This is a genomic window from Polyangium sorediatum (genome assembly GCF_029946465.1).
GTDB classification, from domain to species: domain Bacteria; phylum Myxococcota_A; class Polyangia; order Polyangiales; family Polyangiaceae; genus Polyangium; species Polyangium fumosum.
Genome location: NZ_JARZHI010000055.1, coordinates 18,881 through 40,951, shown reverse-complemented (window position 1 = coordinate 40,951; position 22,071 = coordinate 18,881). Strand labels below are relative to the sequence as shown.

18 protein-coding genes are annotated in these 22,071 nt (G+C 69.6%); 8 read left to right on the top strand and 10 right to left on the bottom strand.

The features are described from left to right. Positions 1 to 59 precede the first annotated feature (59 nt). Complete coding sequence (locus QHF89_RS37545; protein ID WP_136972205.1) at positions 60 to 1,307, top strand: hypothetical protein; 1,248 nt, start codon at positions 60 to 62, stop codon at positions 1,305 to 1,307. Here the strand turns inward: QHF89_RS37545 and QHF89_RS37540 are convergent. Further along, on the bottom strand, positions 1,297 to 1,698 hold the full coding sequence (locus tag QHF89_RS37540) for a hypothetical protein (protein ID WP_136927826.1): 402 nt from the start codon (positions 1,696 to 1,698) through the stop codon (positions 1,297 to 1,299). The genes QHF89_RS37545 and QHF89_RS37540 overlap by 11 nt on opposite strands. Before the next feature lie 19 nt (positions 1,699 to 1,717). Further along, entirely contained in the window at positions 1,718 to 2,407 is a 690-nt protein-coding gene (locus QHF89_RS37535) for a hypothetical protein (protein WP_136972206.1), read from the bottom strand. Positions 2,408 to 2,494: 87 nt separating this feature from the next. Here QHF89_RS37535 and QHF89_RS37530 point away from each other — a divergent pair, with 87 nt between their 5' ends. Beyond that, a complete protein-coding gene (locus QHF89_RS37530; RefSeq protein WP_136972207.1) occupies positions 2,495 to 3,973 on the top strand; it encodes a thioredoxin family protein in 1,479 nt (492 codons plus the stop codon). A 97-nt stretch (positions 3,974 to 4,070) separates the two neighbouring features. Here QHF89_RS37530 and QHF89_RS37525 read toward each other — a convergent pair whose 3' ends face one another. Together QHF89_RS37525 and QHF89_RS37520 are read right to left on the bottom strand one after the other, a co-directional pair. Then, complete coding sequence (locus QHF89_RS37525) at positions 4,071 to 4,961, bottom strand: hypothetical protein (protein ID WP_136972208.1); 891 nt, start codon at positions 4,959 to 4,961, stop codon at positions 4,071 to 4,073. Between the two features lie 26 nt (positions 4,962 to 4,987). Continuing rightward, complete coding sequence (locus QHF89_RS37520) at positions 4,988 to 8,224, bottom strand: TonB-dependent receptor (protein ID WP_136972209.1); 3,237 nt, start codon at positions 8,222 to 8,224, stop codon at positions 4,988 to 4,990. 476 nt (positions 8,225 to 8,700) lie between these two features. On the opposite strand from QHF89_RS37520, the gene QHF89_RS37515 reads away from it, so the two are divergent. The 4 genes from QHF89_RS37515 to QHF89_RS37500 all read left to right on the top strand — a co-directional run bounded on the left by QHF89_RS37515 (position 8,701) and on the right by QHF89_RS37500 (position 11,243). Next, positions 8,701 to 9,465, top strand: a complete 765-nt coding sequence (locus tag QHF89_RS37515; protein ID WP_136927821.1) for an energy transducer TonB — start codon at positions 8,701 to 8,703, stop codon at positions 9,463 to 9,465. A 93-nt stretch (positions 9,466 to 9,558) separates the two neighbouring features. After that, the gene (locus tag QHF89_RS37510; protein ID WP_136927820.1) at positions 9,559 to 10,272 is read left to right on the top strand and encodes a MotA/TolQ/ExbB proton channel family protein; all 714 of its coding nucleotides are present in this window, start codon (positions 9,559 to 9,561) and stop codon (positions 10,270 to 10,272) included. 87 nt (positions 10,273 to 10,359) lie between these two features. Beyond that, positions 10,360 to 10,773 carry an ExbD/TolR family protein gene (locus QHF89_RS37505; protein WP_136972210.1) on the top strand — a complete coding sequence of 138 codons (414 nt, stop codon included), beginning with the start codon at positions 10,360 to 10,362 and terminating at the stop codon, positions 10,771 to 10,773. A 20-nt stretch (positions 10,774 to 10,793) separates the two neighbouring features. Beyond that, complete coding sequence (locus QHF89_RS37500) at positions 10,794 to 11,243, top strand: ExbD/TolR family protein (RefSeq protein WP_136927818.1); 450 nt, start codon at positions 10,794 to 10,796, stop codon at positions 11,241 to 11,243. A 296-nt stretch (positions 11,244 to 11,539) separates the two neighbouring features. Here the strand turns inward: QHF89_RS37500 and QHF89_RS37495 are convergent, their stop codons facing one another. The 6 genes from QHF89_RS37495 to QHF89_RS37470 all read right to left on the bottom strand — a co-directional run bounded on the left by QHF89_RS37495 (position 11,540) and on the right by QHF89_RS37470 (position 18,205). Beyond that, entirely contained in the window at positions 11,540 to 11,923 is a 384-nt protein-coding gene (locus QHF89_RS37495; RefSeq protein ID WP_136972211.1) for a hypothetical protein, read from the bottom strand. After that, a complete protein-coding gene (locus tag QHF89_RS37490; protein WP_136972212.1) occupies positions 11,923 to 12,846 on the bottom strand; it encodes a hypothetical protein in 924 nt (307 codons plus the stop codon). Before QHF89_RS37490 ends, QHF89_RS37495 begins: the two co-directional genes overlap by 1 nt. An 88-nt stretch (positions 12,847 to 12,934) precedes the next feature. Next, positions 12,935 to 14,203 (bottom strand): serine/threonine-protein kinase, encoded by a 1,269-nt coding sequence (locus QHF89_RS37485; RefSeq protein WP_136972213.1) that lies wholly within the window; start codon positions 14,201 to 14,203, stop codon positions 12,935 to 12,937. 63 nt (positions 14,204 to 14,266) lie between these two features. Next, positions 14,267 to 16,597: a hypothetical protein gene (locus QHF89_RS37480; RefSeq protein WP_136972214.1), complete on the bottom strand. Its 2,331-nt coding sequence runs from the start codon at positions 16,595 to 16,597 to the stop codon at positions 14,267 to 14,269. A gap of 34 nt (positions 16,598 to 16,631) precedes the next feature. Next, entirely contained in the window at positions 16,632 to 17,897 is a 1,266-nt protein-coding gene (locus QHF89_RS37475) for a hypothetical protein (RefSeq protein ID WP_136927813.1), read from the bottom strand. Beyond that, on the bottom strand, positions 17,894 to 18,205 hold the full coding sequence (locus tag QHF89_RS37470; protein WP_136927812.1) for a hypothetical protein: 312 nt from the start codon (positions 18,203 to 18,205) through the stop codon (positions 17,894 to 17,896). Before QHF89_RS37470 ends, QHF89_RS37475 begins: the two co-directional genes overlap by 4 nt. A 297-nt stretch (positions 18,206 to 18,502) precedes the next feature. Between QHF89_RS37470 and QHF89_RS37465 the strand changes: the two genes are divergently transcribed. Beyond that, positions 18,503 to 21,769, top strand: a complete 3,267-nt coding sequence (locus QHF89_RS37465; RefSeq protein ID WP_284721430.1) for a serine/threonine-protein kinase — start codon at positions 18,503 to 18,505, stop codon at positions 21,767 to 21,769. A 30-nt stretch (positions 21,770 to 21,799) separates the two neighbouring features. Beyond that, on the top strand, positions 21,800 to 22,042 hold the full coding sequence (locus tag QHF89_RS37460) for a hypothetical protein (RefSeq protein WP_136972216.1): 243 nt from the start codon (positions 21,800 to 21,802) through the stop codon (positions 22,040 to 22,042). Positions 22,043 to 22,071: the final 29 nt, after the last annotated feature.

The window sequence follows — 22,071 nt, the reverse complement described above, 5'->3', positions numbered from 1 at the left end:
GAACGCCACCAATTCCAACACTTTACGCCTCTCCCGATCCCTGGCATGGCTGGCCGGCCATGCCGCTCCACCCCCGATCGGAGCTCGATGCGGACGTCTCGCGCGCGCTGTCTGCCCTCGGCGCCGAGACGTCCGAGCCTGCCCTCGACGCCCTCGTGGCCCCCGGCGCGGCCGCCGCCGCCCTCGAACGCCTTCCCCCCTCGGCGCCCTTCCTCCTGCGCGCCGCGCCGCCCCTCGGCAGCGTGTCGAGCCGTCACGGGCCCGATCCCGAGGCGCCCGTATGGATCCGCGGCACCCTCGGCGGCGCCGACGTCCGCATCGCCCCGCTTCGCCTCGCCGAAGGGGAGCGCCCGACCGCCGGCCGCGTGGCCCGGTTGGTCGTGACCACCGAGGAACGTCCCTGCTGTGACGCGACCACGTGCACGAACCGCCGCACCCTCGCCGCGGCCTGGGTCGAGCTCGAACGCGAGGACAAAAGCGCCGCCCCGCGCCGCCTGCTCGTCGCGGCCGCGGTCGATCTCGACGGAGACCGCGCATGCGCCCGCGTCGTTCGGGCCGCGACGCCGCTCGCCCGCGCCTTCGCCGCGCCACTCGAAGCCGCCGAGGGCACGCTGCCCGCGCCCGCCGCGCCGGATGTCCAGCCCGAGGAGCCCGTGCTCCCCGCCGGCAAGCTCGCGCGGTTTGCCCTGCGCCTCGAAGGGGAGCGCCTCGTGCTGCGGGATCACGAGAACCAGGGCCCGCGGACGAACGCCCGCCGCAACACCGTCCTCGGTTCGATCCTGCTTGCCCTCGCGCTCGCGCTGTGGATCCAGGCGGTGCGCGCCTTCCGCGCGGGGGATCGCAACCTGACGATCGGCTTCGCGTCGGCCGCCGCGCTCGTGACGCTCACCGGGTACGCGTTCGTGAGCGTGGCGCGTTTCGGGGGTCGCTACCGCGCCCTGTCCGCGCCGCTCTTCTGGGCTGGCCGAGATCGGTTCGTCATCGCCCCGTGGGTGAGCCGCACGGGGGCCGTGGATTTGCTGCCGGAAGGGCGCCTCGGCGCGGCGATCGCGATGGAAGAGGTCCGCGGCGTGTCGACGCCTCGGCGCGACGACCTCGTGGCCGTGGAGATCAACAGCGATCACGGGCCGATGGACGTCTTCCTCACGGAGGACGCGGCGCTCGCCGCGTACTGGGCCGCGGCGCTCCGCCGCGCGCTCGGCGACATGGCGCACCCGGGGACGCGCGCCTCTGCCCGCAAACGCGCGCGCGAGCGTGCTGCCGGGGAGGTCCCGGCCGCCGCCGCGATGAACGAGGTCACTCGCTGAACGGGTTCGCCGAGAGCGTGTTCGAGAAGGCCGACGTCTCCTCGCCGCGCACGCAACGCAGCCGGTACGTGTAGGCCTGATCCTCGTTCGCGCCCTCGTCGACGTGATCGGTGTCCGTGCCCTCCGCGGTGAAGGCGAGCGCGAACGTCTCTGCGTCGGTGCGCCGCTCGGCTTCGACCTCTTCGCAGGGCGAAACCAGGCTCCAGCGAACACGGAGGACCTTCGACATCGGGATCACGTCCTCGAGCACGGGCGCTTCGAGCGGGCCGCTCCACGAGGGGCCCCCCGCGGCGTACCCCGTCGGCTCCGAATCCGCAGGGTCCACCTCGCTCGCGCAAGCGCCCGCGAGGAGGACCAGCACACATGAGAACGAAGAAGCCAAGCGTTTCATCCGTCCCTCTCGATGTCCTTCAGCCGTCGCCGTCTTTGCCCGCGCCGGTGAACCAATCCTCGCGATCCGCGAAGAGGACGTTGAACGTCGTGAGCGAGCCATAACAGGCCGTGATGTACGCCTGGAGCTGCACCTTGTCCGCGTCGGGCAGCCCGTCGTGCGCGTTGAGCTTGGCCTCGAGCACGCGGAGTTTGTCCCGGACCATCACTATTTTGTGAAAGAACGTGTCGAGCGGGATGCGCTTCTCCGCCGTGCCGGCCTTGCCCGGCTTGAGGACGATCTCGCCGCCTTGCCAGCGCGCGCCCATCTCCGAGCGGCCGAGGCCGAGCTCCTCCGAAAGCACCTCCCGCAAGACCCGCCTGAACTCGTCGATATCCATGTCGATGTCGATCTCCCTGGGCAACGAGGGGCCCGCATTCACGACCCGCGCGCCCTGCGTGGTCCCGGACGGCGAAGGCCGCGTGGCCTCCGCGTCGCGCCGCCGCGGCTCGATCGCCGAGGAGCGCGCCCTGCGAGGCTCGCCCGCCGCGCGCGGCGGAGGCGGCGGCGCCGCGGCGCCCTTCGGCCGGTATCGCGCGCACGTCGACGTCTGCCGGATCGGCGAGGGATAAATCTCGAGCGCGCAGTCGCCCACGCGTCCGAGGTGCGCGTCCTCGCGCGGACGCGTGAACGCCGCACAACTCCCGCAGCGGCCCTCGAGCTCGCTCATGAAGGCTCCACCATAACGCAATCCGTCGCCGGGGCGAGCACGCTCTCGTTCGGGCGAACGCGCCCGCTCGGCACTACACTCGGCCGCATGGCCCGCCCTCGCTCCCTGTTCCCCGCGCTCCTCGTCGCCCTCACCGCCGGATGCGGCGCCGCCCCGACGCCCGGCCCCGACGCACCCACCACGGCCGAGGTCGGCTCCACGAACGGCGCGGCCGGGACGAACGGCGGCGCGAAATCAGGCGAGCCCACGAAGCCGGAAGGCGCGTCCGCCGGAAAGGACACGCCCGCCCCGCCGCTCGTGTTCATCGAGGACGACCTCGACGGCGCGATGGCGCGCGCGCGCGCCGAGAAGAAGGCGCTCTTCGTCGATGCATGGGCGCCGTGGTGCCACACGTGCCTCAGCATGAAGAACTACGTGCTCGTCGATCCGGCGCTCCGCCCGCTCGCCGATCGCGTGGTGTTCGCGGCGATCGACACGGATCGCCCTTCGAGCGCCGCATTCCTCGAACGATACAAGATGAGCTTCTGGCCGACGTTCTTCGTGATCGATCCCGCGAAAGGCGACGTCGTCGCGTACTTGCCGGGCGCGGCCTCGGCGCGCGAGATGCGCAACTTCGTCGAGGACGCGGTGCGCGTGATGGATGCCTCCGCGCCTCCCTCGGATCCGCTCTACACGCTGGCGCAGGCGAGCGCCGCGCGCGCGGCCGGCGATCATCGCAAAGCGCTCGCGCTTTATGACGAGCTGCTCGCGAAGGTCGACGCGCGCTGGCCTCGCCGCGACGACGTGCTCGCCGGAAAGCTCTCCTCGCTCGCCGGGAGCGGGGACGTCGATGGATGCGCGCGATTCGGCGCCGAGAACGTGGACGAGATTCGCGGCGCCGCCGCACCCGCCGATTTCGCGGCCGTTCTCTTGAGCTGCGCGAGCCGGCTCGCGAAGAGCTCCACGCAGGATCTCGCGCGGCGAAAGGCGATCACGAAGCTCGAAGCGCTCGTCGCGTCGCCGCCGACCGAGTCCACGGTCGATGATCGCGCCGACACGCTCGCGATCCTCGCGGGCGTGAAGAGCGAGCTCGGCGACACGGACGGCGCGCGCGCGGCGCACGAGAAACGCCTCGTGATCATGGAGAAGGCCGCGGCCGAGGCGAAGTCGCCCGAGATCGCGGCGACGTACGATTACGGCCGGGCGATCTCGTACATGGCGCTCGGCCGCGGCGAAGAAGCCGTGCGGATGCTGGAGCAGCGCGAGCGCGAGATGCCGAAGTCGTACGATCCGCCGGCGCGGCTCTCGAGCGCGCTCGCGAAGATGGGGCGGCTCGACGCCGCGCTCGCGGCGAATGGCCGCGCCGTGGCGCTCTCGTATGGGCCGCGGCGGCTCGCGTACCTCAAGCAACGCGCGGATCTGCAGGCCAAGATGGGCGATCGAAAGGGGCAGATCGCCACGCTGCGCGAGGAGGTCGCGGGGCACGAGGCGCTCGGCCCGGGGCAACGTAATGAGGCCTCGCTCGCGGACGCGCGCCGCCGCCTCACCGAGGCGCTCGGCGAGGGCAACACGACCCCGAAGCGGTAATCGCAGCGTCGGCAGGACACAACGAGGCCCCCCGCCGTGCTGCGAAGCGCGGCGGGAGGCTCGTGTTGCGTGTCTGGAGGGGGAAGGGGACGAGAGACTACGGCTTGCCGGTGAGCGGATCCTCGGAGAGGATGCAGTGCAGCGTCTCCGGGTCGCAACGCACCGGGAAGTCCGGGTTGATGCCGGAGCCGAGCGCGCGACCCTTGGACGGGTCGGCCTCGGCCAGGCAGGCATCCGGGTCCGGCTCTTCGCCGATCGGCGTGTCAGGTTTGCTCGGATCGTCGTCGTCGTTGGCGGCGTCGGTGGCCGGGTTGTTGTCGTCGTCGGCGTGGACGTCCTTGCCGCAGTACACCGACGGGAAGAGCGCGATGAACTTGTACTCGGCCGAGCATCCGGCCAGCACGTTCTCGTAGCGCATGTCGCCGACGACCTGCGTGCCGGGCACGGCTGCGGTCACGTACACCTTGATGTTCTTCCACTCCTGCCGGTGGTGCTCGGCCGGGAGGATGACAGGGTTGCCCATGTCATCCACCTCGCCCGTATCGAACGCCTCGATGTTCATGTCCGCCGACGCGATCGCCGCCGAGCCGTTCGCGCCGCCCGTGTAGCAGAGGTTGTTCGCGTCCGGGTCGGTCGTGTACGCGCCGAACGCATACGGCTTGTCCGTCCCGATGTCGTACCCCGCGCCCTCACGGTCGCGAGCCAGGAGCCCGAGCTTGGACGACTGGATCGCGATGCTGCGGGCGTTGTAATCGGCGAGCGACTTGTCCGCGTTGGGCGCGAGATACGTCGACAGGCCGATGTCTTCGCCCTTCAGGCCGAGGCACGCCTCGTCACCGCTGACGAGCTGGTACTTCGCGAAGTACGGTCCGTGCCCGACGACGCATTGGATGGTCGGCTGCGAGCAAGAGGCCCCGGAGAACGCGAAGAATGCCGCGCTGGCGAGCCCCATCGCGCCGACCAGAACACTGTGGATTCGGTGCTTCATGGTTAGCTTCCTTTCCCTTCCAACCATCAGAAGGTCACGCGCGCGTTGATGCGGATCTGCCGCGGCGTCTGATAACTGGTCGGGTTCTTCCAGTTGGGATTGACGTCCGCCGGATCGAAGTCCCGGCCGTCGGAGTAGAGCAACTTCTTGCTCGTATCCGTCGGCGCCTCACCCTTCTTCCCGTGGAGGTTCGCCTCGGACCCTTCCGCGATCGGCAGGACGTCCGCCAGGGTGTACCTCTGGTCGAAGCCCAGGGCCTGCTGGAAGTTGAACAGGTTGAAGACGTCCACACCGACGGTCAGCGCGCTGTCCTTCGAGAAGCGGTAGCCGAAGGTCACGTTCGTGTCGATGCTGTGGACCCAAGGCGTACGGCCTCCGTCGCCGCGGGGCAGGATGAACACCTCGGAGTCGCCGTAGAGCGCGTGCGAGCCGAGGACGTTCAGCGGCGTGCCGCTGCGGCCGAGGTAGCCGAGGCCGACGTTGATCGTGACGTTCGCCGGGAGCTGGAACTCCTTGGCGCCGAACACCTTGATCACGTGGCGACGGTCACCGGGCAGATCGCCCGTCCGGTTCGCGAGGATCGAGACCAGGTCGAAGTCCGAGTTGATGTTCGGATCGAGCTGGCCCGTCTCCGGCCGGAACAGACCCGCGAGGTTACCGCGGTTCCACGAGACGGTGTAGTTGACCTGCGCGAGCCACTGGTTCGAGAAGGCCTTCTGGAAATACACCATGAAGGAGTCGTAGTCGCGGTTGGCCTTGGGGAAGTCCTTCGCGATGCCGTACCCGGGGTTTCCGATGAAGTACGTCGACGCCTCGTCGCGGCTCATGTCCTCCATGGCGTAGTTCAGCCACTGGCGGGTGTAAGCGCCGCCGATGCGCGCGTCCGTGATGATCTCGTACTCACCGCCGACGACGATTTGATCCGACGACTGCGGCTTGAGATCCGGATCGACCGGGACGCGATCGGAGCCGGTGATGAGGTACTTCTGGTTCGGGTCGTACTCGAAGGTCGCCGTGGCCAGGTTGTCGATGCTGTTGCACTCCGGCCCGCGGGCCTGCACCGGATCGAGCGGGTTGCAGACGCCGTTCTTCGGCGGGTTGAAGTTCGGCGCGTTGAGCGAGCGGTTCTTCTGGAGACCGAGCTCACCCGGGAACGAGCGATCGACCATGTTCAGCGTGATCGCCTGGTAGAACCGGGCGAAGTTCGCCGTGATCTTGGCTCGGCCCTCGCGGGTCGGATCCCAGATCGCGCCGATACGCGGCGACCACTGGTTCGGCAGCGCGATACCGACGTTGCCGTCGTTGCCCGTCACGACCTGCGCGTCGTACCGGACGCCGAGGTTCACCGTGACCCGATCGAGGATGTTCCACGAGTCCTGGATGAAGCCGCCGACCGTCGTCGAGGTCGAGGTCGCCTCGAACACGTCGAGGTTGACCGGGTTGTCAGGGCTCTGCAGGAACCCGTAACGACGGAAGTCCGCGACGAAGTTGCCGCTCGTGCTCTCGCGGAAGAACACGCCACCGCCGTAGCCCTTCGTGTTCGTGTAGTTGAGGACCTCGAAGTCCACGCCGGCCTTGATGACGTGCTGCCCGAGCGCGCTGAGCAGCGCCGTCGCGATCACGCGGCCCTGGTAGCGGTTGCTCGTGGCGATGTTCATCAGGCCCGGACCGCCGGTCCGGTACGACGCAACGGGGCAGAAGTTGCTGACGAAGCGCCCGTCGCCCGTCGGATCGCATTGCGCCTGCGCCGACGCCGGGAGCGCCTCGAAGTCGGTGATCGGGTGCGCACCGCCGGTCGTGCGGCGCCACGTCATGCCCGGCATGTACGCGAGCTTCGTGGGGTCGTTGATGTCGTTGACGTTCGACCCGTCCGCGGCGCCCTGCGCGATGCTGTTGTAGACCCAGCCGAGGGTCACATCGACCAGGAACTTCTTGTTCGCGAACGCCGACGAGCTCTTGAGCACGACGCTGTTGTTGAACTGGTCGACCGTGCCCGCGAGCGAGTTGTACGGGCCGACCAGGTTGCCGACCGCCACGCCGCCGTCCTGCGCGTCGAAGCCGAACGTGCCGTTGCCGCCGGACGTCGACGGCGCGCCGAACACCGTCACGCTGATGTTGTGGTCCTGGTTGATGTTCCAGGTCAGCTTGCCGATGTACTGCGTCGTCTGCTGATCGGCGTAGTAGATCTGCGGATTGACGCCCCGGAGCGGGCTCGCCGTCTGGTAGCCGGTCGCCGGGTCGATCGTCGGGTACACTTCGACGACGCCGTCCTGCCCCGGGACCTGCGGGCCGTTCGGGTTCATCGGATCCGGCATCGTCCGGTCTTCGAGCGTGTTGTTCAGGCTGCTGAGAACGCGCTCGAGGCGGTAGCGCTGCAGCGCCACGCTGAAGCCCGCGAAGAACCAGAGCTTGTCCTTCAGGATCGGGCCGCCGATCTCGAAGCCGAAGTCACGAACCGAGCCGAGCGTCGGATTCGTGTTGATCGTGTTCCCCGCGCGCGGGATCAGCGTACGCTGACCCTCGAACGCGCCGGGCGTCATCGCCCCGAAGACGGAGCCGTGGAACTCGTTCGAGCCGCTCTTCGTGACGACATCCATGACGCCGCCGATGCTGCGGCCGTACTCCGGCAGGTAACCCGCCGTGATGACGTTGACCTCTTTCACGAACTCGGCCGAGAGCGGCACCGCGAGGATGCCGAACGCCGGGTCGTTCGCGGAGACGCCGTCGATGATGAAGCCGTTCTCGGGCGACGACGTGCCGTTCACGGACACGCCGTACGCGTCGGCGTTGGCGCCGGGCGCGACGGCCGCGAGGCTCTCGAAGGAGCGCGTCGCGCCGCCCTTGGCGGCAGGGGGGTTCACGGCCACGCGGCGCGTGAACTCGCTGTCGATGGTTACCGCGACGCGCGAGGAGCCAACGTCGATGACCGGCGGCTTGCCGACGACGACGATCTCTTCGCCCGCCTGGATGTTCTCCGGCAGAAGCTCCAGGTTGACGCGGATCGTCGAGCCGCTGGTGAGCTTGATACCGCCGCGCGAGAAGGGCTTGTACTGCTCCTTGTCTGCGCGAACGGTATAGCCCTCACCGGGGGCCAACTGCGGAACGCGGAAGTTACCACCCGCATCCGTCACGACGATCTGCTCACCCTGCAGCGCGGGGGACGTCACCGTGATGACGACGTCCGCAACGGGTGCTTTCGTAGCCGCGTTACGCACCTGGCCGGTGATCACGCCGTCGGCTGCATACGCCGATCCGGCGACCATGACGACTGACGGCACAATCGCGGCCAACAGGCCTAGTCTGTCTCTGAATATCACGAGCCCTCCATCCCTCCAGAAGTGGGCCAAGTGTCGAAAAGGCGGCCGACTATACTCATGTTCCGTGACCGTCAACAACACTTTCTGCGGGCTCCACGTAACTCTTTCTGTGAGACGCCCGGACACACCCCCCCGACGAGCCCCGGCGTGGACGTTCCGAGACGCACCTCGACAAGCCCCGCGCACGTGCCTTCGCGCATGAGGATGGGCGCGACGCACCCACGTGCGCGCCGCGGTTTGCCGCCGTCACGCCCCGTTCGGGGGGCGTTCGGAACCGGGAAGGACATGCAACGACCCATCCCCGGACCCGGCGCTGGGGGGCTCTCTAGAATTCGTTTCCCCCCCAACCGCAAGAATTGCGGGGCCCCCGTCTTCTTTGGCTCGCCCCGGCAGACGATTTCGACTATCAGGGCTCAAGGCTCATGTTCGACTCGGTTCTAGGCCGCGACAACATCCCCAAGAGCCGCCTCGGCACGGGCGCCGTGCTGTCGGTGGTAGTCCACGCCCTCATCTTCGCGCTCGTCCTGTACATCACGACGAGACCGGTGGAGAAGAAGACGGATCTGCCGGAGGTGACGTTCGTCGCCCCAGCGCCTCCGCCTCCACCTCCGCCGCCTCCACCGCCTCCGGCGGGGGGCAAAAAAGTCAAGCCGATCGAGAAACCGAAGCCGGTGAAAAAGCCGGACACGATCGTCGAGACGAAAGAGGAGCCCAAGCCGGACGAGAAGCCACCGGAGAAGGAGCCCGAGCCCGAAGCCAAGGAAGAAGAGGGCGAGGGCGAAGAGGGCGGCGTGCCTGGCGGCGTGCCCGGCGGCGTGCCCGGCGGCGTGGTCGGTGGCGTGGTCGGTGGTGTGCTCGGCAATCCGGCGCCTCCGCCTCCGCCTCCCCAGAACGTCACGATTCCGTTCGGGGCGGGAATGACGCGCCCGTCGAAGGTCTCGGGCCCCGAGATTCGCCACACGTCCGAGGCTCTGGCCGCGCGTGTGGAGGGCGTCATGATTGCGCGCTGCGTGATCACGGAGTCGGGGAGCGTCGAGGGCTGCTCCATCATCAAGGGGTTGCCCCACATGGACGCTGCCGTTCTCCGGACGCTCGCCTCGCAGCGCTATACGCCGGTCATGTTCAACGGCAAAGCGCAGAGGGTCAACTACACCTTTACGATTCGCCTGGTGATGCCCACCCGCTGAAGACACGGGCCACGCACGGGAGTGCGGGCGATCTCCAGAGCACCGAACACTCGAGTCACCAAGAGAACGCGCGAGGGAGGCGCGACCGAAACCATGGATTTTTCACTGAGTGGACTTTGGCGTGAAATGGGGCTTTTTGCCCGCCTGGTCGTGATCGTGATGGGCGTCATGAGCCTCACGTCCCTCCTCGTCCTGGGCGAGAGGCTCGTGATGTCTTTCAAGTCGATGTCCGACTCGAAGGTGTTCGCTGCGAAGATGGCCTCCCTCCTGGCGAACGGCGATCTCGACGCTGCGGCGGACGCCAAGTTCGGCAAGGACATCGGCTACCTCGGCCGCACGATCCGTTCGGGCCTCGTGGCCTACAAGGGCTCGGTTCACGGCGACAAGGACCTCTGCTTCGAGTCTGTCGCGCGCGCCCTCGAGCGTCAGCAGGCCCGCGAGCTCGCGGTCCTGAAGCGTGGTCACGGCTGGCTGGCGACGGTTGGCTCCACGGCGCCGTTCGTCGGTCTGCTCGGTACCGTCATGGGTATCGTCACCGCCTTCGAGAAGATGGCCGCGAGCGGCTCCGGTGGTCTCGGGACGGTCTCCGCCGGTATCGCCGAGGCGCTCATCACGACGGCCTTCGGTCTGCTCGTCGCGATTCCCGCCGTCATGGCGTTCAACTTCCTCGCCGGCTGGGTCGACGCGCGTGCGGTCGACATCTCCGAGTCCTCGAACGAGTTCCTCGATCTGGTCGCGCGTCGCCTCGCCGAGGGGCCGCGTGAGGAGGAGGAAGAAGAGGGCGAGGAGAGCGAGGCCGCGGCCTAGAAAAGCCCGCCCTCGTGGAGCGGGCGCGCCTTTGCTGGCGCGCGCGGCTTCGGCGAGGGCGACCCCTGAGAGGGAGTAGGTGTTCTCATGGGAATGGCAGTCGGCCCGAAGAAGGGCAGCGTAAAGAACGACATCAACGTCACGCCGCTCGTCGACGTCGTCCTTGTTCTTCTGATCATCTTCATGGTCATCACGCCCATGCTCCAGCGCGGCAAGGACGTGAAGCTGCCCCAGTCCAAGTCGATCGACGAGGAAAACAAGGACAGCGATCCGATCATCCTCTCGGTGACGACGGACAAGCACATCTACATCGAGAGCAACGAGTACGACAAAGAGGGCTTTACGCCGGCGTTGAAGGCGGTCCTCGAAGAGAAGCCGGGGCGGAAGATCCTGCTCAAGGGCGACCAGACGCTGACCGTGGGCGACGTCCGCGAAGTCATGGAGCTGTCGCGGAAAGCAGGCGCGAAGAGCGTGGCCCTCGGCGTTGAAGAGCAGAAGTAGAGCCAGCGGAGCCGAACGAGATGAGCAGAAAGACGAGAAGGGTGGCGATCAAGCCCGCCAATCCGCCGAACTCGGACATCAACGTCACGCCCCTCATCGACGTCGTGCTCGTGATGTTGATCATCTTTATGGTCGTCACGCCGCTGCTCGAGAAGAACCTCGACGTACGCGTGCCCGAGACGGAGAAGGTCGAGACGGTCACGGAAGTGCCGCCCGATCAGCTCGTGGTTCGTATCGGGACCGAGGGTGATTTCAAGATCAACTACGACAAGGTCACGAACGAAGAATACGTCGACAAGCTGAAGTCGAAGCTCGAGCGGCGGAAGGAGGACGACAAGATCGTCTTCTTCATCGCCGACGACAAGGCGAACTACGCGCGTCTCATCGCCGCGCTGGACGGGGCCAAGCAGGCCGGCGCGAAGGTGCTCGGCATGATGACCACGCCCCCCGAAGACGAAGAGAAAAAGTAAAGCGTCTTCGTGTGGTTCGACGAGCCCCGACGTGCCCTGTGCACGTCGGGGCTTTCTCTTTTTCGAGATTATTTCACCAATCCCGCAATTCAAGAGGTGGTCATTGCAACGACCATCTTCGCCAAACCATCCATTGCAGGATAATTCCGTGCATACGGCTATTCCCCGCGACCGACGCGGCGCCTTGGGGGTCGAATTCGCTCATTGTCGCGCGGAAAAGGTTTGACACACGGCCGTCACGCGTGGTTGACGCGGTCGTCACGGACGCAGCAGGCGGGCGGGCGCGGGGCGCGTGCTCAGGGGAAGCCGAGCAGCGCGCGGCAACTGTCGAGCGCGTTCGTGCAGCCGCCGGATGCGCTGCAGGTCTCGCATTGCGCGACGCAGTTGTTCAGGGCCGTGTCGTGCGCGGTTTCGCACGCCGAGCAATCCCCGCCGAAGCTGCTCCCGCTCGGCCAGCCTTTTTCGCACTGGGACACGCACATGCTGCGCTGCCCCGTGGCCTGCTTCGCGCAGCTCTCGACGTCGTTCGCACATTTGGGCGTGGCCGCGCACGCAGGGCCTTCCCCGCCGCTCTCGTCCGGCTCGGCGTAATCGATGGCCGGGAACGTGCATGCAGAGAGGCCGAGGAGCAGACAGCAGAAGAACACCAGCCGAGAGCGCTCGTGGCTCGTTCGCAGCATCAGAACCTCCCTTCGACCGATAAAAAGGTGATCCCCGGAGCGAACACGGGGGTCAAACGCAAGGCCGCGCGCGGCGCGGTCGCAGCAGGCGCCGGCGCCGTGAGCAAGAGCGCGACGCCCGCGACGGCCGCCGCCCCCGTGAGCCCGGCGAATACGTTGACGAGCGTCGCGTACGTCGCGCCCTCGTTCGCGAGCGGCGCGACCGAGGGATCACAGTTGATGTGCGTCGGGCAAGCGGCCTCGACCTGCGCGAGCCGATCCGCGCGCAGTCCGATGAAGACGCCCATGGTGACGAGCGATGCTGCCGAGAGGCCGACCGCGCTCCAGCCGAGCGTTCGCTGGATCGAGCCCGGCGCGTACCCGCCGCCCCCGCCCCCCGTGGCCGAGAGCTCGACCCGCAGGCTCTTGCCTTCTTCGAGCGTGACGCGTTGCTCGCTCACGACCGCGCCGTCCCGCCGCAACGTGAGGGTGTACCCTCCGGGATCCATCCGAAGCGCGGACCCCGCGGTGACCCGCCGCCGGCCCTCCAGCGAGATCTCGTCTCCCGGGCTCGCGTTCTCGACCACGACCGTCAGCGTCGGCACGCGTTTCTCGAGCGCCTCGACGTGCTGGTTCGCTTCGATCACGACGTTCGGCGCGCTCGGCGTCGCTTCACGGGCGGCGATCCGGAACGTCTCCAGCGCCTCGGCCAGCTTGCCGAGGTGCTCCAGGCAAAGCGCGAGGTGAAAGCGCACCTGCGGGGTCATCTTCACGTGACCCACGCGCTGGAAGAGCACGAGCGCCTCGGCGAACTTGCCCTCGTCTTCGAGCTGCCGACCCCGCGTGAACTGCTCGCGCGCCTCCTTCAGCTCGGCCGCCGTGGGAGCTTCGTCCGCCCCCACACGCGTCGGCCACGAGGTGCCAGCGAGCAAGGCGATCCCCACGCAGGCTGCCTGAGAGTGAAACCGACGCAAAACGGATCCTCGGCCACGATGGTACCACGCTTCGCCTCGGGTCGGGGTCGCGTGGGCCTCAGAATCCCGGGTCGTTGACGTTCGTCGTGGGGCGTTTCCCCGCAGGTCCGGAGGCCTTTCCCGAGGTCGATCCCGAAGGCGGCGTGTGCGTCACGGTGTTGGCGCTGCGCGGCGTCCCAGGAGCATGCGTGGTCGTGGTCGTGGTCGCAGCGCTCGGCGCCGCCGTCGGGAGCGCGGTGGGTTGCGGCGTGGGGAGGGCCTCGGCCTTGGGCACGGTCGGAGGAGGTGCGGGCGCCGGGGGCTCGGCGTCGCGCTTTCCGCCGAGCGCGACCGCGGCGAGGCCCGCGAGCAAGGCCGCCGCGACGACGGCGGCGGCGAGCGCGGGGCCACGCTTCGAGGGCGAGGCTTGCACGGCGTCGGGGCTCGCGGGCGGGCGCAACGAAGGCAAGGCGCGCGGGCGCTCGATCGCGACGCCCCCCGAAGGACCGAGCCTGCCGAGCGCGTCTTCGAGCGCCGTCGCGAGGGCGTCGGCGTCGGCGAACCGATCGGCGGGATGTTTCTGGAGGCACTTCGTCACGATGCCGCGCACGACCTCGGGCACCGACGTGTCGAGCGGCGTGGGGGGCGACTCGGCGATCTTCGTCATGAGCGCCTGGTAGTTTGGCGCGACGAACGGGTGCTTGCCGGCGAGCATCTCGTGCAGCACGACGCCGAGTGACCACACGTCGGAGCGGTGATCGACGTCGAGCTCGCCGAGGGCTTGCTCGGGGCTCATGTACGCGGGGGTGCCGAAGGGCACGCCGTTCATCGTGGAGGGGGTCTCGTCGGCTTGCTGCTGCTTGCTGATGCCGAAATCGAGGAGCTTGGGGACCAAACCGCCGCGCATCCCACGGGCGAGAAAGATGTTCTCGGGCTTGATGTCGCGATGCACGATGCCCGCGGCGTGCGCGGCGGCGAGCCCGCGGGCGATCTCGGCTGCGATCGCGACGGCCTCGGCGGGGCGGAGCGCGCCTTGCTCCTCGATGCGCGCGGCGAGCGACTGGCCTTCGAGCAGCTCCATCGCGAGGTAGAGGCCGCCGCCCGGGGCGACCTCGCCGAAGTCCGCGACGTCGACGACGTTGGGATGGCGAAGGCGGCCGATGGCCTGCGCTTCGCGGAGGAAACGCGCGCGTGTCTCGGGGCCTGCGCGGAGCGGCAGGCGCGCGAACTTGAGGGCGAAGTCACGCCCGAGCAGCTCGTGTCGGCCGGCCCATACGGTGCCCATCGCGCCCCGTCCGATGGGGCGGAGGAGTCGGTACCGTCCGGCGACGAGGTCTCCTTCGTTCACGTGGTGCTGGCGAAGCTTGGGTCGGGGTGCGGGGAGGGGCGGCGGCCCTGGTCCACGAGCTTATCACTCCCCCTGGTAAGTGCCGAACACAGCCCGGCTGGAGCCCGAAACCTGGGGTGTGGCCTGTCCGACCTGAACGACGACGGAGAGGAAAGCCGCGGGTTTGAGGCCCTCGTCGGGGCCGCTCTCGTTCGTGATGTAGGAGAGGCCGATGCCGGCGAGGAAGCCAAAGGAGGTCGTGTTGCCGCCGTCGCCGAGGACCGGGATGGTGGGGGCGACGCCAAGGTAGCCGAGGAGGCCGACGCGGCCGTCGCCGAGCTGCTGGATGGAGCCGCCGAGCTGGCCGGCGATGGGGAAGGCGCGGCGCCGGACGGGATCGTAGCTGTCGACGGCGAGGGCGACGCCGACGGCGCTGAGGACGCTGCGCGTGACGAGGGGCCGTTCGAGCCAGGGCGCGCGCGTGATCTGGAGCGTGGCCAGCATGGCCGGGATCGTGAGGTAGGCGCGGAGGCAGCTCCCGGCGGCTTCGAGGGTCTCGAAGTTCGACTCGCCGCAGAGCGGGACGGAGTGGATGGTGGCCGAGCCGATGAGCCTGCGCGCGGCTTCGGGGGTGGCCTCGCCGCCTGATCGCAGGGAGGCCGCGACGCGCGCGGCATCGGAGACGAGGACGACCTTTCCGTCGGTGTTCAAAGGATCGCTGTAGACCGCGAGCCGGAGGCGCGAGTCGCCGTCGAAGTTCTCCGCGAGGGGCGGGAGCTGGAACTCGGCCGAGTTGGGCGTGACGATCCACTTGTGATCGTTGAGCAGCTCGATCGGCGCGCCGTTCGAGGTGCGATCGGTGCGCGTGAGCGAGACGTAGAGCGCGAGCGGGGCGACGAGGCGGCCCTTGGTCGAGCCGGAGAGGCGGACGCGACAAACCCCTTGCCGGAGCGGCTCGGGCGCGATGACGAGCGACATGTGCGCGAGCGGCTGCGGGCCGGGACCCGCGGGCGCGGTGGCCTTCATCGGGAGCGACGGGCGCGGCGGCCCCATCGGCGAGGTCTTGGGCGCGACGGGGGACGCCTTCGGCGCAGGTTTTTTCGCGGCGGCCGTGACAGCGGGTTTGTCCCCGGGCTTCGGGGCAGCGCGCGGCGCGAGATCGGCGGCTTCCGGGGCGCGAGGTGTGGCGTCCTCGGGGGCGTCGTCCTTCGGTGCGGCCTTCGGTGCGGCGTCGGGCGGAGGCGCGGCGGCGGCCCGCTTGGCCATCACGCCGGGCGGGGGCGCGGACGGGCTCGCGGGCGGCGCGGACGGCATGCCGGAGGTTCTGCGTATGGCGGGGCCGCAGTCGACCTTGAGGTCCTCGAGCTGCGGATCGGGGAAGAGCATGCGCGCCGGGTTCGACTCGACGAGGTTCTCCAGCGGCGGGACCGAGACGCGGTAGGTGGCGTTGACGACGGTGCCGGCCGCGGTGTTGTCGAGGTTGAACGCGGTGACGCGGAGCCAGCCGCCGCTCGGGAAGATGCGGAGGACCTTGCCGTCGGCCTTGCCGCAGCCGCCGGAGGCGACCTCGAAGACGGGGACGGTGAAGGTGCGCTGGAAGGGCTGGACGCGGGCGTTGCCGCAGCTATCGACGATGGCGAGGTAGCGGAAGTCGGCCATCTCGGACTGCTTGGGCCACTGCATGCCGAGCAGGACCTCGGCCGAGTCGGGCAGGGGCGGGACCGGGACGTCGTCGCGGCAGAGCGGGGCCTTGTCGACCTTGCGCGGCCCGGGTTTGTCGTTTGGCGTGACGGGCGGATAGGCGCAGACGTGGCGGTAGTCCCTGCGGCCGAGGAGGACGGGGTCGAAGTCGAGCGTGCGCCGGCCCTGCTCGTCGAGGCGGCCCCAGATCGTGAGCGGCAAGGGGAGCGTCGGCGTCTGGAGCTTGATCGAGCGGAGCATGTCGTCGCCGATGCGGCTCTGGCCGGCGTCGCCGAGCGTGGTCGAGCACTGCCCCGTGGAGCAGAGCCACGGGCCGCCGCGGCGCGCCGTCTCGATCGGGACGGGGTCGGTGTCGCGGACGCTCATGAAGACGCGGCTCGCCTCGGGGAAGATCTCGGGCGCCGTCCCCGGCGTGGCGCCGCCGTTCGCGGTCGCCGGGCCCCGCACGATCTGCAAGCTGCCGCTGAAATCCGCGGGCATCGGGGCCGAGCCCGTGGGCGTGTTGACGCGTGTCGTCGTGGGCTCGGGTGTGTCGGAATCATCGCCGCCGCCCGTGTCGTCGTCCTCGCTCTGCGCGGCGACGGGGCCCGCGAGCGAGAGCGATGCTGCGACGCCGAAGAGCGCGAGGAGGCGGAGCAGCGACGCGCGAGAAGGGCGGGCACGCGAGGCGCTTTCGTCGGGGACGCGAGAGGCGGCGAGGGGGGCTTGTCGCATGGGGGTCATCGCTCGGGTGGAGGCGGTGCGAGGGTCAGGGCGCTTCGACGACGCTGATCGGATCGGAGGCGCAGTCGGGGCTCGAGAGGAGCCGCGGCGTGACGTGGAGGCGCGCTGTGCCGGGGTACTTCGGCGTGGCGGAGAGGGTGGTCGCGGGGTTCGGCTCCTTGTCGAGCGTCACGCTGGCCTGATCGATGGAGAGGTACTCGCTGCCCTCGACGCGGAGATCCACGGGCATGACGATGCGGACGCGGTTCACGTCGAAGGCGCTGACCTCGAAGAGATCAACCTCGCCGCCGAGGCCGGTGCCGACGACGCTCTGCAGCGCGCGGACGCGGAGCAGGCGCGGCTCCGGATCGACGAGGACCGTCGGGCCGGGATCGAGCTGCTTCTGGCCCGAGGTGACCGCGAAGTCGGCCTCGCCGCCGATGTCGCTGAAGCAGAGGAAGAAGCGCTCGCTCTCGCCGGTCGAGCCGAGCAGGACGCGCAGGCGTGTCTTGCGCTCGGCGCAATCGGACGTGGTGGAGAGGGCGGCCTCGCTGAAGAGGGACTCGACGATGACGGGCGCGTTTTCCACGACGCCGGGCGCGTTCGAGGGCGGCGTGGCGCGGACGAACGCCTCGCGGGAGCGGATGGCGCCGGGCCGCCACTTGGAGCCCAAATCATCGGGCAGCGGGCCGACGGTGCACTTGAGCGCGAGGAAGGTCGGCAGGACGCGGGCGCCGTCGAGCGACTCGTCGAGGCCGGCGACGAGCATCGTGAAGTTCGTGGCGGAGTCGGGCAGACCGGCCGGCAGGATCTGGATGTCCTCTTCCTTCATCTGCTCGGCCCAGCTCACGATGATCGACGCGCTGCCGGACCAGTCGCTCTGCGAGGAGACGACGAAGCGCGCGTACCCTTCGCTCGACGCGGTGCATCGAAACGCGCCTTCGATCTCCTGGCAGGTGGGGTCGGACTCCTTCGGGTAAGGCCCGAGGACGAGGGCCTCGGGCGGGTCGACGCGTACCGTGACGAACCCGCCGTACGCCGGCGCGCCGCCCTCCGCGAGGAACAAGGTGACGCCGGTCTCGAAGGGCTGCTGGCGAGGAAGGACGGGCGTTCCGGCTTCGTCGAGCGTGTCGGCCGCGAAGAGGGAGCCCGCGACGTGGACGCGGATGTCGACCTGCCCGCTCGGGGCCAGCGGATACCCCGGCGTGAGGCAGGCAGGAAACACGAGCGGGACGAGGAAAGAAGCGCCGAGCGCCGCGCGCAGCAGGCGCCCTGGTCGGCGAGGCTCGGGGGAGCGAGGGGTCGAGGTCACTTCTGGTAGATTTCGGTGTACTCGTTGCCGAGGGGGTGGCGGTGCCATGCGTAGGCGGACTGCGGATAGCCGTTCTCGTCCTTGTAATCGCATTGCCCGAGCTCCCAGTCGGTGTGCCAGACGCTGGCGCCGGTCGTGGGGTCGACCGACATCGAGTGCGCGGTCACGTCTTCTTCCTCGGCCTCGGCGCCGTGCGCGAGCCGGGCGGTCGGGTCGACGTATTGCTCGAGCACGTCGATCGGCACCCGCGCGACACGACCTCCGGGCAGGGGGATCGAGAAGACCAAATCCTTGTGCGTGTCTCCCATACGGCTCCTGACAGCGTGTGCGGCGTGCGCGTTCCCTTCTCGCCGCCTTGACCGCGAGAATACCGGACCCGACGCCCGGTTCCGCAAGGGAGATGCCGGGAAGCGGTGTCTCGTTCGGCGCCCCACGAACGCTCGCACACCCAAGGCCATTTCCGCCCCCCGGCGAGCGCTGGCGTCAGACGGAGAGGTGCCGGAAAGCTTCACGGACGCCCCGCAGATCCCGGGAGATCGTCGGCCCGATCGCGGGCGGTGGTGAATGACCGTTGACCTCTCCGGGCGATGGTGGCCCGATACAGAGTGGCGGCACGGAGCCGCGCAGGGACGGGCCTACGTGTGACGGGCGCGGAGAGCAGCGGGACGGACCCTCGAATCGGCACGCTTGCCGCCGGGAAGTACAGGGTCCTGCGCCTGATCGGGCGCGGCGGGATGGGGAGCGTCTACGAGGCGCAGAACGTCGCGATCGGCAAGCGCGTCGCCCTGAAGTTCCTCCGCACGCCGGCAGGCGCGGATGCATCGGTGCGGGCGCGCTTCCACCGCGAGGCGCGCGCGGTGTCGGCGATCGAGAGCGCGCACATCGTGCAGATCTTCGACACGGGGGAGACGGAGGCAGGCGAGCCGTTCCTCGTGATGGAGCTCTTGCAAGGCGAGGATCTCGCGACGCGCCTGCGGCGTCTCGGCCGAATGAGCGTGCCACAAGCGGCGGCGATCGCGGCCCAGGCGCTGCGGGGGCTCCGGCGCGCGCACACGGCCGGCGTGGTGCATCGGGATCTGAAGCCGCAGAACGTCTTCCTCGTCGACGCCGATGACGGAAAGACGCACGTCAAGATCGTCGATTTTGGTCTCTCGAAGGTGCTCGGCAGCGAGGCGGAGCTCGTGGCCGCGTCGAGCCTGTCCGCGCAGGATCCGCTGACGCGGGTCGGGACGCCGGTGGGGACGCCGTTCTACATGTCGCCCGAGCAGATCGAGGCGCTCGACGACATCGATCCGCGCACGGACATCTGGTCGATGGGCGCGATCCTGTACGAGGCGCTCGCCGGCGCGCCGCCGTTCTCGGAGCCGACGTTCGCGCGGCTCGTCATCGCCATCTGCCATCGGGATCCGCCCGATCTCGGGTCGCTCGTGCCAGGGCTGCCGGAGCCGCTCGGGCGCGTGGTGCGGCGCGCGATGGCGCGCGATCGGGGCGAGAGGTTTCCCGCGGCCGAGGAGTTTCTCACGGCCTTGCTCGAAGCCGTGCCGGATCTCGAGCGCTCGCAAGGCCCCGGCTCGATGCGCGTCGAGGCGGGGCCGGCACGCCCGTCGCTCCCGACGCTCGACGCGGATACGCCGATGAACCCTCGGCCGGGACCGACCGCGCCGGGCGACGTCGAGGCGCCTCGCGAGAAGAGCGACAGCGGCGCGGAGGCGCCGGGCGCGGAGCTGCGCACGTACACCGTGGGAGGCGCGACGTTGTGGCTGAGCGCGTCCCCCGCGTTTTCGCTCTGGCGCGGCGAGGTGAACGCGCCCGATCGGCTGCGCGTGGAGACGCGGGACGGGGGCTTGTTCGAGCTGCGGCTTTCGCCGGTGGGCGTGCTGCGGCTCGGGCGCGTCGAGCGCGTGGGCGAGGAGCGCAACGAGCTCGTCTACCCGGACGTGGCCTCGCGCCTCGCCGCGACGCTGCGGCACGACGGCGTGCGCTGGTGGTTGCGGCGGCGCACCGAGTGCAGCGTGCCGGTGCAGGTCGGCGCGCACGCGCTCGCGCGAGGGGAAGAAGCGGCGCTCGTCCACGGGACGTTCGTGCAGGTCGGAGGCATGCGAGCGACGATGGTGGATCGGCGCTACGTGACGCCGACCGTGCCCGCGGGGACCGTGGACGCGACGACGGGCCTGCTCGGGCGCGCGGGGCTCGAACAGGAGATCGCGTCGTTCCTGCAGCGCAAGCGCGGCGGCGCGCTCCTGCTCGTGAAGGCGCAGCCGTCGGCGGCGCGCGCGGGCGGCGCGGAGTATCCGGCGGGGGCGCTCGCGGCGGTGGCGATCCATCGCGCGTCGCCGGGCGTCGCGGTGGGGCTCGTCGAGGAGACGGCCGTGGTCCTCGTGGCCGGCGAGGCCGCGGAGGTCGCGGAGAAGGGGCGCGCGTGGGTCGCGTCGGCGCGCACGGCGGTCGACGGTCGGTCGTTCGCCTGCGGGTACTGGACGCTCTCCGGCGACGGGAGCGACGCGGGGCGCGAGCTCGAGCTCGCGCTGCACGCGATGAGCGCGTTCTCGGAGACGTCGGGGCAGGCGGTCGCGGCGCTGCGTTCGAGCGTGCCGGGCGCGCGGGTGTCGAGCGTGCAAGAGGTGCTCGGCGCGTCGATCGACACGAAGCGGACGACGCTGCTCTTCGCGATCGAGGAGCAGAAGGCGCTCGACGCGGTGGGGCCGCACGTGGTGGCGGCGCTGGAGAAGGAGCTCGCGGCCGTGGCGGCGACGCACGCGGGGCAAGCCGCGATCGTCGCGCCGATGGCGCCGGGCGTGGTGGCGGCGTGCGTGACGCGGAAGGTCGACGCGGTCGCGCTCGGCAGCGCGGTGCAGTGCGACTGGCACGCGCGGCCACCGATCCTCGACGGCAAGGTGGAGCTGCCGCGCACGCTCTCGTGGGAGGTGTTGCACGGCGACGTGCAGACGCGGGCGCAGGAGCTCGCGCGCGAGTGCGCCGATCCGCACGGGGTGCTCTCGGCGTTGAGCGGCGGCCTGCCCTATCCGATCTCGGGGCGCGTGCACGCCGCGATCGCTGCGTCGAGCGCGATCGAGCGCGTGAAGATGCTCTTCGACGTGCTCGAGGGCACGTGGCGGTTCATCGCGACCGTGCTGCTCTCGGCGTACTTCGCGCGGCGGCCGGCCGAGGGCGGCGGGGAGGCTGCGCCGGGCTTCGACGCGATGGTCGAGCTCTACAAGCGGCACGGCTCGCGCGACGGCTTCGCGCTCGGAACCTGGCGCGAGATCGCGCGGGCCGCGGCGAAGGGTTTTGAAGGGCGTGACGATCCGATCGGCGCGCTCGTGCGTGACGTGCTCGGCGTGCGGCTCTCGCAGAACCAGACGTTCGAGACGCTCTCGAACCTGATGCAGGTCGAGCGCAACAGCTTCGCGCACGGCCACTACAACGAGGCCCGCGCGGCGGCCGATCTGCCCGAGTTCGAGCAGATGACGCGCACGCTCCTCCGGGCGCTGCGGCCGCTCTGCGCGTGGACGCTCGTCACGGTCGAGAAGACGGAGCCGGATCTGTACGGCGATCTGCAGACCGTCGAGTTCATCGATCATACGGGCCCGTTCAACACGGGCACGCGGCGGCGGCTCGGGCTGAACAGCCCGATGCGGCTCGCGAACGTGACGTACCTGGCGCGGTGGCGCGAGGGGCTCGTGCTGCCGCTCGAACCTTTCTTGCGGCGCGTCGCGCACGAGGACAAGTTCGACGTGTACTGGATGGAACACCTGCCGCGCGCCGGGACGTGCCTCATGAGCTCGGTGGTCGGCGGCCCCTCCATCAAGGTGCCGGGCGACGTGCGAAGGCTCCCGCCCCTCTTGCGGATCGTGATGGAGCGATCTTCTTGAGGGACAGGCGCGGGACGTGACGAGGGAGAGATGCATCTTCACGCGACGGTTTCGATCTGGCAGCTGGAGCACGACGGGACGTACGTGGCCGAGCTGAACGGCTACAAGCTCAAGCTCACGTGGAAGCCCGAGGCCCCGGGAGAGCGGCGAGGTTTCCGCTGGGAGGCGGAGCGAGACGGCAAGGAGGCGCAGCCGCCGGACGAGCTCTTCGAGGAGGCCGAGGTCGCCATGGCCCACGCCGAGCAATTCGCGCGGGGGAAGGCCGCCTCGTAGCCGCGCCGCGCCACGCCTTCGCGGGCGGT

What these genes read in the sequence shown, in the direction of transcription:
- QHF89_RS37545 (WP_136972205.1), top strand. Translation starts at nt 60, where the DNA reads ATGCCGCTCCACCCCCGATCGGAGCTCGATGCGGACGTCTCGCGCGCG.
- QHF89_RS37540 (WP_136927826.1), bottom strand. Translation starts at nt 1,698, where the DNA reads ATGAAACGCTTGGCTTCTTCGTTCTCATGTGTGCTGGTCCTCCTCGCG.
- QHF89_RS37535 (WP_136972206.1), bottom strand. Translation starts at nt 2,407, where the DNA reads ATGAGCGAGCTCGAGGGCCGCTGCGGGAGTTGTGCGGCGTTCACGCGT.
- QHF89_RS37530 (WP_136972207.1), top strand. Translation starts at nt 2,495, where the DNA reads ATGGCCCGCCCTCGCTCCCTGTTCCCCGCGCTCCTCGTCGCCCTCACC.
- QHF89_RS37525 (WP_136972208.1), bottom strand. Translation starts at nt 4,961, where the DNA reads ATGAAGCACCGAATCCACAGTGTTCTGGTCGGCGCGATGGGGCTCGCC.
- QHF89_RS37520 (WP_136972209.1), bottom strand. Translation starts at nt 8,224, where the DNA reads ATGGTCGCCGGATCGGCGTATGCAGCCGACGGCGTGATCACCGGCCAG.
- QHF89_RS37515 (WP_136927821.1), top strand. Translation starts at nt 8,701, where the DNA reads ATGTTCGACTCGGTTCTAGGCCGCGACAACATCCCCAAGAGCCGCCTC.
- QHF89_RS37510 (WP_136927820.1), top strand. Translation starts at nt 9,559, where the DNA reads ATGGATTTTTCACTGAGTGGACTTTGGCGTGAAATGGGGCTTTTTGCC.
- QHF89_RS37505 (WP_136972210.1), top strand. Translation starts at nt 10,360, where the DNA reads ATGGGAATGGCAGTCGGCCCGAAGAAGGGCAGCGTAAAGAACGACATC.
- QHF89_RS37500 (WP_136927818.1), top strand. Translation starts at nt 10,794, where the DNA reads ATGAGCAGAAAGACGAGAAGGGTGGCGATCAAGCCCGCCAATCCGCCG.
- QHF89_RS37495 (WP_136972211.1), bottom strand. Translation starts at nt 11,923, where the DNA reads ATGCTGCGAACGAGCCACGAGCGCTCTCGGCTGGTGTTCTTCTGCTGT.
- QHF89_RS37480 (WP_136972214.1), bottom strand. Translation starts at nt 16,597, where the DNA reads ATGCGACAAGCCCCCCTCGCCGCCTCTCGCGTCCCCGACGAAAGCGCC.
- QHF89_RS37470 (WP_136927812.1), bottom strand. Translation starts at nt 18,205, where the DNA reads ATGGGAGACACGCACAAGGATTTGGTCTTCTCGATCCCCCTGCCCGGA.
- QHF89_RS37460 (WP_136972216.1), top strand. Translation starts at nt 21,800, where the DNA reads ATGCATCTTCACGCGACGGTTTCGATCTGGCAGCTGGAGCACGACGGG.